We start from the raw sequence: 9,727 nt of genomic DNA, 5'->3' as shown, positions 1-9,727 counted from the left end.
CTCAAGGCCAGCTGGCTGGGCAATGCGCTGGACGAGCTGAACGAATATTTTCGCGCCGATGATGACAGTGTCCGCCTCGACATGGTGCAGACCCTGCGCGACATCGCCCGCATGCTCGACGGCGAATTCGGCGAAGGCATGGAGCCCAACGGCTGGGCCCGCGATCCCGACGCGTATCACAAGCTGCTCAAGCAGGCGAAGGCGCAGGCCAAGGCCGGCAAGAAGAAGCTTTATGTCGGGACGTGAGGGCGGAGCGCGGAAGTCGGGCGTGCTTCAAATTTGTCATCCCTGCCACCCGCCTACGCGGGCGCAGGTTCCCGCCCGGCGAAGGCCGGGCGAAAGTCAGGGACCTCGCTGCTGGCAACCACATAGGTCCCCGCCCTGCGTCCGGCCTTCGCCGGACATCCGACGGGGATGACAAGGTGTCTGAAGCCTATTCCTTCGAACGCGAGGCTTTCTTGCGTTCGTGCTCTTTCAGGAAGGTCTTGCGGATACGGATGGTCTGGGGGGTCACTTCGACGAGTTCGTCGTCATTGATGAATTCCAGCGCGTATTCCAGGGTCAGCTTGATCGGGGTGGTCAGGACGATGTTCTCGTCGGTGCCCGAGGCCCGCATATTGGTCAGCTTCTTGCCCTTGGTCGGGTTGACGATCATGTCGTCATCGCGCGAGTTCACGCCGATGATCATGCCCTCATAGACCTCGACCGCATGGCCGACGAAGAGCTTGCCGCGCTCCTGCAGGTTGAACAGGGCAAAGCCCAGCACCTTGCCGTCGATCATCGAGACCATGGCGCCGTGATGGCGCTGGCCGATCTCGCCGCCGGTCTTCGGGGCATAGTGATCGAAGCTGTGGAACATCAGGCCGGTGCCCGAGGTCAGGGTCAGGAATTCCGAGCGGAAACCGATCAGGCCGCGGGTCGGGATGACATAGTCGATCCGCACCCGGCCATGCCCGTCCGGCACCATGTTCTTCATCTCGGCCTTGCGCTGGCCGAGCTTCTCCATGACGCCACCTTGATGGTCTTCCTCGAGGTCGACGGTCAGGCTCTCATAAGGCTCGCACAGCTCGCCATCGATCTCCTTGATGACGACACGCGGACGGCCGACGGCCAGCTCGAAGCCTTCGCGGCGCATGGTCTCGATCAGGATGGACAGGTGAAGTTCGCCGCGTCCGGAGACCGTGAACTTGTCGGGATTGTCCTGCTGCTCGACCTTCAGCGCCACATTGTGGATCAGCTCGCGCTCAAGGCGTTCCTTGAGATTGCGCGAGGTCACGAACTTGCCTTCGCGACCGGCAAACGGGCTGTCATTGACCTGGAAGGTCATGGACAGGGTCGGCTCGTCAACGGAGAGCAGCGGCAGGGCTTCGACATTTTCGGGGTCGCACAGCGTGTCCGAGATTTTCAGATTGTCGATGCCGGTGAAGGTGATGATGTCGCCGGCCTGGGCATCCTCGCGCTCGACGCGCTCGAGACCGTGGAAGCCGAAGATCTGCTGGACCTTGCCCTTCACTTCGCGGCCATCGGCCTTGGCGACCGTGACCGGCTGGTTGCGGGCGACCCGGCCACGGGCCACGCGACCGATACCGATCACGCCGGTGAAGGAGGAATAGTCCAGAGCCGAGACCTGCAGCTGCAACGGGCCGTCAGGATCAACCTCCGGACGCGGCGTATGGGCCGTGATCATCTCGAAAAGCGGTTCCATGTCGGTGCCGACCGTGCCGGCCTCATTGGCGGCCCAGCCCTGCAGGGCAGAGGCGTAGACAACCGGGAAGTCGAGCTGCTCGTCGGTCGCGCCCAGGCGGTCGAAGAGATCGAAGGTCTGGTCGACAACCCAGTCCGGACGGGCCGAGGGACGGTCCGCCTTGTTGATCACGACGATCGGCTTGAGGCCGCGGGCCAGCGCTTTCTTGGTCACAAAGGAGGTCTGCGGCATCGGGCCGTCGACCGCATCGACCAGAAGGAGGACGCCATCGACCATGGACAGGACGCGTTCCACCTCGCCACCGAAATCGGCGTGACCGGGCGTGTCGACGATATTGATATTCCAGTCGCCCCAGGTGACCGCGGTATTCTTGGCCAGGATGGTGATGCCGCGCTCTTTTTCCAGATCGTTGGAATCCATCATGCGCTCGGACACATTGGCCCGCTCGCCGAGCGTTCCGGACTGTTGCAGCAGCTGGTCGACCAGCGTGGTCTTGCCGTGGTCAACGTGCGCCACGATGGCGATATTGCGCAGCTTGTCGAGGGACGCGCTCATGATGTCATTCCTGTCGTGAAAAGGCGCGCCCTCATACGCCGTGAGCGCGGGGCTGGCCAGTGATTATTCCGTGCAAGGCAGTGGGGTCAGGCGTCGCCCTGTGGCCGGGGCCGGTCAATCGACGGGTTCTCGCCGGTCGGAGGCAGCGTTTCATCATCCCCATCAGCGCGCGCCGGGGCGGCGGTATAGCGGCGCACGGCCGGCGTCCTGGATGGCGGTTCGAGGAAAGCGCGGACCAGATGCGAGCGACGCAGGAGGCCGCGGATACTGGAGATCACCAATGAAACCACGAAGATGAACCAGAACAGGTGCCAGCCCCAGCGGGTCGCCGTCTGCTTGATCTCGGCCAGATGGCTGACGGAAACAAAATACCAGTCCGGCCCGGCGATACGGCTGAACGCGACAACGAATTCGCTGCTGGGCGTACCGACCACGCCGCGAGGCCGCGGATCATCCTGCAGCAAGCTCATGATCTCGACCGGGTCAATACCGAACAGGCGCGCCTGCTGGACCGTCTGACCGCGGGCGATGACATTGCCATCGCGGTCGAAGACCAGATTGACGCCTCCGGCCGGCGGCGCTTCCATCGACGAGGCCAGATGGTCGGTCATGTCGATCGAGGTGCCAAAGGCGCCCATCAACTCGCCGTCGACCCGGATCGGCTTGCGACAGGCCGTGGCCGAGCGTTCGCCGCCATCGGTATAGACGAAGCGGGACAGGGGCGTGCACTGCATCACGCTGTCCGGATTGGTCTCCAGACTGAACAGGCGCGGATCTTCATCAGCCTGGAGATTGAAATCGGCCGGAGCTTCATAGCGATAGAAGGCCAGGCGGTCCTCGCGATCGGGCGCGAAAATCACGACCCGGCGGTCCGGCGTGAAGTAGTAGAGGCTGGAGAACTCGCCCAGATGGGCCTCGCCAAAGACCCGCACGACATGGAAGCCGGCCATGTAGCGGCGGCGCTCCTCGACCGTCATCCGCTCACCATCGCCCATATAGGCCCCAATCCCGAAGACATGGTCCGCTCCGGGCAGGGCGCGTCCGTCGAACAGATCGGGGTGACTGCGGCGCGTGCCGTCACCAAAGGGCGGGAAGAGCGTGTCGAACTCGTCCAGAATGTCTTCGCCTTCGATCCGGGACAGGCGACGCAGGAAAGCGGCCTCGGCTGCCTGGGTCAGGGTGCGGGCCTCATTGAACAGCGTCTGCTCGCGATCCGCCCGGACCCGGATATAGGATTGCAGCATCTCCGCCCGGGCGTTGGAAAGCGAGGTCACCAGGATCTTGTGCGCAGCCATGCCCGAGATCGCGCCGAAAGCCAGCGAGATCAGGACGTGAACAGCAATGATGACCAGTTGGCGCACAGACGGAGCCCCTCTTTGAAGGCTTTCCTAAACACGCGGAAAGCCTAATTTTGGATGATATTTGATGAGCGGGCGCGAACGCCTAGCGCTCGCCGTCCGGCACGGAATTTGCCAGCCGCCGGACCAGCGAACAGAAGGCGTCCTGCTCGCCACTATCCATCATCCGGTTCGCCGCAATCGGGACCGCCTCGACCGCGTCCCGCAGATGGGCATACACGCCCATGCCCTTGCCGGTGAGATAGAGATGGCTGACCCGGCCATCCGCCTGCGAGGCCCGACGCACAACCAGGCCGGCTTCGAGCAGGGCCTTGGTCGCCCGCGAGACAATGCCCTTGTCCATCGGCGTCACCGTCACCACTTCTGCCGCTGTGCGGCCAGGCGCTTCGGCAATGGCTGCCAGGACGCGCCATTGCGACAGGTTCAGCCCCGCTTCGCGTTTGACAATCGCGGCGGTCAGGCGGGCGATGCGATCGGCCAGCACGGTGATCTGGTAGGGCCAGTACTCGGTGAGCCGGATCGGTTCGCGATCGGCCTGGTCCTTCAAAACCTGCGGCGCTTCAGGCGCGTCGGCCCGGGCGGCGGGATGGGCGGCGGGATGGGTGTGCGGCTGGGTCATGTCGCAATATTAGTTGCAATCACAACTTGACGCAATAGCAACCAGTACGATATTGAGACACCACAAGATCAAGCCACGCCTGAAAAACCCGATGGCCCGAAGCGGTCAGACGGCGTGACCCACAGCAATCCTGGAGACAAGACATGGCAGACCTGTTCGAGAACCCGATGGGACTTTGCGGTTTCGAGTTTGTTGAATTCACCGCGCCGGAACGCGGCGTGATCGAGCCGGTCTTCGAGGCGATGGGCTTCAGCCACATCGCCAACCACCGCTCCAAGGATGTCGAGCTGTGGCGCCAGGGCGGCATCAATTTCCTGATCAATTACGAGCCGGAGACGCAAGCCTCCTTCTTCGCCAAGGAACACGGCCCGTCGGCCTGCGGCATGGGTTTCCGCGTCAAGGATGCGGCCCAGGCCTATGAGGAATGCCTCGAGCGCGGCGCCGAGCCGGTCCTGACCGAGCCGGGCATTTCCGAACTCGTCATTCCGGCCGTCAAAGGCATTGGCGGCGCCTCGGTCTACCTGATCGACCGCTTCGAGGACGGCAAGTCGATCTACGACATCGACTTCGTCTATCTGGACGGCGTCGACATCCACCCGGAAGGCTGTGGCTTCAACGTGATCGATCACCTGACCCACAATGTCTACAAGGGCCGGATGGATTACTGGGCCAAGTATTACGAGGACCTCTTCAACTTCCGCGAGATCCGCTTCTTCGACATCAAGGGCGAATATACCGGCCTGGTGTCCCGCGCCATGACCGCCCCGGACGGCCTGATCCGCATTCCGCTGAATGAAGAGAAGTCCGATGCGGTTGGCCAGATCGAAGAGTATCTGCGCGAGTACAAGGGTGAAGGCATCCAGCACATCGCCTTCTCCTGCGACAATCTCATCGAATGCTGGGACCGCCTGAAGAAGGCCGGCACCGTCTTCATGACCGCACCGCCGGAAACCTATTACGCGATGCTGGAAGACCGCCTGCCGGGTCACGGCGAACCGACGGACGAATTCAAGAAGCGCGGCATCCTGCTCGACGGAACCACCGAAGGCGGCCAGCCGCGTCTTCTGCTGCAGATCTTCTCGGGCAAGGCCATCGGCCCGATCTTCTTCGAATTCATCCAGCGCAAGGAAGACGAAGGCTTCGGCGAGGGCAATTTCAAGGCCCTGTTCGAATCCATCGAGCGCGACCAGATCGAACGCGGCGTCATCGAAGCGGCCGAGTAGGAGGACCTCATGTCCGTCAACATCAAGCGCATCCACCACGTCGCCTATCGCTGCAAGGACGCCAAGGAGACGGTCGAGTTCTACCAGCGTGTCATGGGCATGGATTTCAAACTCGCGATTGCCGAGAATGAAGTCCCCTCGACCAAGGCGCCGGACCCCTACATGCACGTCTTCCTGGACGCCGGCATGGGCAATGTCCTGGCCTTTTTCGAACTGCCCAATTCGCCGGAAATGGGCCGCGACGGCAATACGCCGGAATGGGTCCAGCACATCGCCTTCGAAGTCGAGGACATGGATGCGCTTCTGGCCTCCAAGGCCCATATCGAGGCGGAAGGCCTGGACGTGCTCGGCCCGGTCAATCACGGCATCTTCAAGTCGATCTACTTCTTCGACCCGAATGGCCACCGTCTGGAACTCGCCGCCAATACCGGCACTGACGCGCAGATGGCCGAACTCAAGCGGGTCGCCCGGCCGATGATCGAGGAATGGAGCCAGACCAAGCGCGCGCCCAAGCACGCTGCCTGGCTGCACGAGCAGGACTAGGGCTCGACTCTCTCCTGCCCTCCGAACTGGCGCCCCGATCCAAGGTCGGGGCGTTTTCTTTGGCCGATCCGGATTTTTGCCGATCTGGTCCGCTCGATGCTCCGGACCGTTCGGTCAGCGGGATGGGGTAACCGGATCGCGCTGATCCAGTGGTTGCGCCATGAAGCTGGATTGGGCCGCATCGAGCGCCGCATTGAGATCGACACCGATTTCCGCGCTGACCGAGTCATAGACGCGCGCAATATCATCAGCCAGATCGATCAGGATGTCGGCCTGGACCCGCCCCGCTTCGCTAAGGGAGAGCGGGAAACGCCGCCGGTCGCGCGCATCCATGCCCTTCTCGACCAATCCGAGCCGGATCAATTTGTTGACCCGGTAAGCGGCCAGCTGATGCGGGTCACCCGTTCGACGGGCCAGTTCGGCCAGCGAGAGCGGACCGTGTATGGCGATGGTCACAAGGCTGGCATTGGCCTGGATCGGAACCGTCAAACCGCGCCGCGCGACCAGGGCCTGGGCCTGTTCCTCAAGCGTCTGGCTCAACCGGTTGAGGCGGGCGACAAGGAAAGCGCCCTCAAACGGGCCATGCTGGTAAATCGTCTTCATCCATCAACTCCGCCAAACTTTGCGCAAACCTAGGCGGATCGAGATTGCCGCCACATTGCCCCGGCGTGACGGCGAAGTGATTGATGCCGATGCCCCGCTGGGCCATTCTGCCCGCCATGGGGCGAACCATCCTGATCTATGCCGCAGCTCTGGCTGCCACCGTCCTTCTTCTGGAATGGCTGCAATACCGCTTCTGGGCGCGCGAGCTGGGCATTGAAATGCTGGTCGGACTCGTCGGGCTGGGATGTGTCTGCCTTGGCATCTGGGTCGGGATGCGACTGACGCGGCGTTCCGATCCGGCCCCCTTCACGCGCAATGAGGCCGCCATCCGCAGCCTCGGTCTGACCCCGCGCGAACTTGACGTTCTCGAAGCGCTCGTCGGAGGCGAGAGCAACAAGACCATGGCCCGCGATCTGGGCGTCTCGCCGAACACGGTGAAAACCCATCTGGCCCGGCTTTTCGGCAAGCTGGACGTGACCAGTCGGGTCCAGGCCATCGAGACCGCCCGCAGCCTCCGCCTGATCCCGGCGCCGGGCGATAGCGACAGGACAATCGCTCGGCCAGACGGGTGATGACGGCAAAATCACCCGATCGGGTGACGACAGGCAGGACCGGTGAGCCAGGCTGAGCGGGTTCAACAAACAGGAGGCGCCCGCCCGGGCGATACAGACATGACCCGCATCATCCTTGTTTTCGGTAGCCTGGTCGGCACGATCATCGCTGTCCTCATGATCCTTGGCATCGTCTTTCTGAGCGGCTCGGAGGCGGCCGGCTATCTGACCATGCTGCTGGCGCTCTCGATCATCTTTGTCGCCATAAAACGCCATCGCGACATCAATCTGGGCGGCGTGATCCGCTTCTGGCCGGCCCTGGCCACCGGTCTCGGCATCGCCGCTGTGGCCGGTCTCTTCTATGTCGTCGGCTGGGAAATCTATTTCAACGCCACCGACCGCGCCTTCATGGACACCTATCTCAACGGCCAGATCGCGGCCCGCGAAGCCGCCGGTGCGAGCGCCGAGGAGGTCGCCGCATTCCGCCAGCAGATGGGCGCGATGATGGAGATGTACGGCAAGTGGTGGTTCCGCCTGCCCATGACCTTCATCGAGATTTTCCCGGTCGGCGTGCTGGTCAGCCTGATCTCCGCTGCCCTGCTGCGCAATCCGAAGGTCCTGCCGCACCGCGCCTGAGCCGAGCCAGTCCGTCGTATTCGCCGGCGCCGGGCAGCGATGCCTGGCGCCGGCCCGGCCTGACCGGGACACGAGCGGCCCGGTTTCCCCTTTTGCCGATCAGGGAATTAGGCTTGGATACCGCTCAACCGGCTGGGGAGGCGGTGGGCATGTCTGATTTCGAGCTGGCGCTCCTGTTCTCACGCATTGGCAAGACCGTGCGCGAACAGCATGGCCTCGACGCCGAAGGTCGACATCTGTCCGGAACCTCGAACTATTTGCGGGTCAACATGCAGGATGTCACGACATGACGCTGAACGATGTCTACATGCTCTCGCAGATCGTCGGCGTGGTGTTTGTTGCGCCGACACTGATCTATCTGGCTTTGCAGGTGCACCAGAATACGCGGCAGCTGCGGGCAACCGCGCGCTATCAGTTCGTCGAGGCGACGGGCTTGATGAACACACTCACCGCCGGCGACAAGGCCACCGCTTCCGTGTTCCGGCGCGGGCTTTCAGATCCCGACGCGCTCGATCCAGACGAACGCATGCAATTCATGATTTTTGTCGGCCATTTCTTCGCCATCTACTGCGCGCTGTTCGAGGCGCATGGGGATGGCAGCCTGTCGAAGACGCAATGGTATGCGATCCGCAAGGACCTGCTTTCCCTGATCGCTTCACCCGGCGGGCGCGCCAATTGGGAGAATTTCGGACGCCACGGCCTGCCGCCGAGTTTTGTCACCTTTATCGACGAGCTGATCGCCTCGGGCGAGGCCAGTTACGATCTGGACAGGCTGTAGGAAGGCACAATGATGATCCTCGCCCGCATTTCCACGGCCATCCGTGAGCAGAACTGGTTCGCCGTCGTGCTGGAATTCGTCATCGTGATCGCTGGTGTGGTGATCGGTTTCCAGGTCACCGCGTGGAATGAAGCTCGCGCGGAACGCTCTCAGGAAACGGACCTTCTCCTGCGCCTCCACAATGACGTCATCGTTCTGTAGGCGGGCCGGTCCGAGGTGTTTGATAACCACTGGATGCCAATAAATCTGGCCTTGAGTTCAGCGCGCCCGATTGCCTTCGGTCTCACAGGTCGGAGCACTCTGACGGAGGAGGAATGTGAAGCGCTGGCCATGCATGCTTTCATCATCCCGCCGCCCGTTGCCCTGCCGACGCTCGAGGAATTGCTGGCTGCGGGCCGGATTGAAGTCATCTCCGACCCCGATATCCGCAGCGCTGCCGGATATTATGATCAGCGCCGTGCTTTTCGGGCGAGCGTGGATGAGCGCGCCTTGGCCGTCATCCGGCCCTTGTCGCATGCGCACCCGGATCTGATACGCAGCCGCTTGGTCCCCGAACCCTCACAGTCGACCTCCCCCGAGGACGGTTTTGACCGGACCTTTGAATGTGACCCACAAACCATGCCGCAGCACGAAGGTTTCCTCGCCATGCTGACGACCAATGTCGTCGCCTTCCGGGACATTGTGACATCCCGTCGCGTTCTCGACGGTGATCTCGAAGTCCTGCACGCCGCCCTCGATCGACGACTTGGCATCTCGCATGAAGACAATGAGGCCGCGCCATGATCCTCGCCCGTATCACCCAGGCCCTGCGTGACCAGAACTGGCTCGCTGTTTCGCTGGAATTCATCATCGTCATCCTCGGTGTCGTGATCGGTTTCCAGGTGACGCAATGGTCTTCAAGTCAGGCCGAGGCCGAGCGGCGGGCCGTGGCACTTGACCGTCTGCATGATGAAGTCGAGGACGCCGTCAGTGCCCTGCGATTGATGACGACCAATTATGACAGGCTCAACACCACCCGGACCGAGGTCATCGAACGCCTGATCGCCGGCGATCTGGAGGGTATCGGCTCCGATGCCGCTATCAGCAGCGTCACTTCGACCAGCCTGCTACCGGCCTTTTCGCCACGGCAAGGCGTCTACACCGAAATCATCAGCTC

General features: G+C 62.5%; 13 protein-coding genes and 1 pseudogene. 10 read left to right on the top strand and 4 right to left on the bottom strand.

Translation table 11 applies throughout. The features are described from left to right. A partial coding sequence (locus QZ266_RS03595; protein WP_295691721.1) for a hypothetical protein occupies window positions 1-246 on the top strand: 246 nt, incomplete at its 5' end. Window positions 247-433: 187 nt separating this feature from the next. Here QZ266_RS03595 and typA read toward each other — a convergent pair. The 3 genes from typA to QZ266_RS03580 form a co-directional block, all read right to left on the bottom strand. Then, window positions 434-2,260: a translational GTPase TypA gene (typA, locus tag QZ266_RS03590; protein WP_295691719.1), complete on the bottom strand. Its 1,827-nt coding sequence runs from the start codon at window positions 2,258-2,260 to the stop codon at window positions 434-436. An 86-nt stretch (window positions 2,261-2,346) separates the two neighbouring features. Further along, window positions 2,347-3,621: a cache domain-containing protein gene (locus QZ266_RS03585; protein ID WP_295691717.1), complete on the bottom strand. Its 1,275-nt coding sequence runs from the start codon at window positions 3,619-3,621 to the stop codon at window positions 2,347-2,349. Between the two features lie 82 nt (window positions 3,622-3,703). Next, on the bottom strand, window positions 3,704-4,237 hold the full coding sequence (locus tag QZ266_RS03580) for a MarR family transcriptional regulator (RefSeq protein ID WP_295691716.1): 534 nt from the start codon (window positions 4,235-4,237) through the stop codon (window positions 3,704-3,706). A 143-nt stretch (window positions 4,238-4,380) separates the two neighbouring features. Between QZ266_RS03580 and hppD the strand changes: the two genes are divergently transcribed. Further along, window positions 4,381-5,460, top strand: coding sequence for a 4-hydroxyphenylpyruvate dioxygenase (gene hppD / locus QZ266_RS03575; RefSeq protein ID WP_295691715.1), 1,080 nt, complete (start codon window positions 4,381-4,383; stop codon window positions 5,458-5,460). A 9-nt stretch (window positions 5,461-5,469) separates the two neighbouring features. Further along, window positions 5,470-6,003, top strand: a complete 534-nt coding sequence (locus QZ266_RS03570) for a VOC family protein (protein WP_295691713.1) — start codon at window positions 5,470-5,472, stop codon at window positions 6,001-6,003. Window positions 6,004-6,117: 114 nt separating this feature from the next. Here QZ266_RS03570 and QZ266_RS03565 read toward each other — a convergent pair whose 3' ends face one another. Then, entirely contained in the window at window positions 6,118-6,606 is a 489-nt protein-coding gene (locus QZ266_RS03565; protein WP_295691712.1) for a MarR family transcriptional regulator, read from the bottom strand. 83 nt (window positions 6,607-6,689) lie between these two features. Here QZ266_RS03565 and QZ266_RS03560 point away from each other — a divergent pair, with 83 nt between their 5' ends. The 7 genes and pseudogenes from QZ266_RS03560 to QZ266_RS03530 all read left to right on the top strand — a co-directional run. Next, complete coding sequence (locus QZ266_RS03560) at window positions 6,690-7,178, top strand: response regulator transcription factor (protein ID WP_295691710.1); 489 nt, start codon at window positions 6,690-6,692, stop codon at window positions 7,176-7,178. Window positions 7,179-7,277: 99 nt separating this feature from the next. Beyond that, window positions 7,278-7,793 (top strand): DUF4199 domain-containing protein, encoded by a 516-nt coding sequence (locus QZ266_RS03555; RefSeq protein ID WP_295691708.1) that lies wholly within the window; start codon window positions 7,278-7,280, stop codon window positions 7,791-7,793. A gap of 149 nt (window positions 7,794-7,942) precedes the next feature. After that, entirely contained in the window at window positions 7,943-8,083 is a 141-nt protein-coding gene (locus QZ266_RS03550; protein ID WP_295691706.1) for a hypothetical protein, read from the top strand. Beyond that, window positions 8,080-8,571: a hypothetical protein gene (locus QZ266_RS03545; protein ID WP_295691704.1), complete on the top strand. Its 492-nt coding sequence runs from the start codon at window positions 8,080-8,082 to the stop codon at window positions 8,569-8,571. Before QZ266_RS03550 ends, QZ266_RS03545 begins: the two co-directional genes overlap by 4 nt. A 9-nt stretch (window positions 8,572-8,580) precedes the next feature. After that, window positions 8,581-8,772, top strand: coding sequence for a hypothetical protein (locus QZ266_RS03540; protein WP_295691703.1), 192 nt, complete (start codon window positions 8,581-8,583; stop codon window positions 8,770-8,772). 129 nt (window positions 8,773-8,901) lie between these two features. Then, entirely contained in the window at window positions 8,902-9,354 is a 453-nt protein-coding gene (locus tag QZ266_RS03535) for a hypothetical protein (RefSeq protein ID WP_295691701.1), read from the top strand. Continuing rightward, window positions 9,351-9,727: pseudogene (locus QZ266_RS03530) on the top strand (hypothetical protein); the annotation flags it as partial. The gene QZ266_RS03535 and the pseudogene QZ266_RS03530, both read left to right, overlap by 4 nt.

The sequence above is a fragment of the uncultured Maricaulis sp. genome (assembly GCF_905480005.1).
GTDB lineage: Bacteria > Pseudomonadota > Alphaproteobacteria > Caulobacterales > Maricaulaceae > Maricaulis.
This window is presented reverse-complemented; position numbering and strand designations above follow the sequence as displayed.

Excerpts from the sequence above, each read along its gene's own strand:
- QZ266_RS03580 (WP_295691716.1), bottom strand. The coding sequence starts at position 4,237 with ATGACCCAGCCGCACACCCATCCCGCCGCCCATCCCGCCGCCCGGGCC.
- QZ266_RS03560 (WP_295691710.1), top strand. The coding sequence starts at position 6,690 with ATGCCGATGCCCCGCTGGGCCATTCTGCCCGCCATGGGGCGAACCATC.
- QZ266_RS03545 (WP_295691704.1), top strand. The coding sequence starts at position 8,080 with ATGACGCTGAACGATGTCTACATGCTCTCGCAGATCGTCGGCGTGGTG.
- QZ266_RS03535 (WP_295691701.1), top strand. The coding sequence starts at position 8,902 with ATGCATGCTTTCATCATCCCGCCGCCCGTTGCCCTGCCGACGCTCGAG.
- QZ266_RS03565 (WP_295691712.1), bottom strand. The coding sequence starts at position 6,606 with ATGAAGACGATTTACCAGCATGGCCCGTTTGAGGGCGCTTTCCTTGTC.
- typA (WP_295691719.1), bottom strand. The coding sequence starts at position 2,260 with ATGAGCGCGTCCCTCGACAAGCTGCGCAATATCGCCATCGTGGCGCAC.
- QZ266_RS03550 (WP_295691706.1), top strand. The coding sequence starts at position 7,943 with ATGTCTGATTTCGAGCTGGCGCTCCTGTTCTCACGCATTGGCAAGACC.
- QZ266_RS03540 (WP_295691703.1), top strand. The coding sequence starts at position 8,581 with ATGATGATCCTCGCCCGCATTTCCACGGCCATCCGTGAGCAGAACTGG.
- QZ266_RS03570 (WP_295691713.1), top strand. The coding sequence starts at position 5,470 with ATGTCCGTCAACATCAAGCGCATCCACCACGTCGCCTATCGCTGCAAG.
- hppD (WP_295691715.1), top strand. The coding sequence starts at position 4,381 with ATGGCAGACCTGTTCGAGAACCCGATGGGACTTTGCGGTTTCGAGTTT.
- QZ266_RS03555 (WP_295691708.1), top strand. The coding sequence starts at position 7,278 with ATGACCCGCATCATCCTTGTTTTCGGTAGCCTGGTCGGCACGATCATC.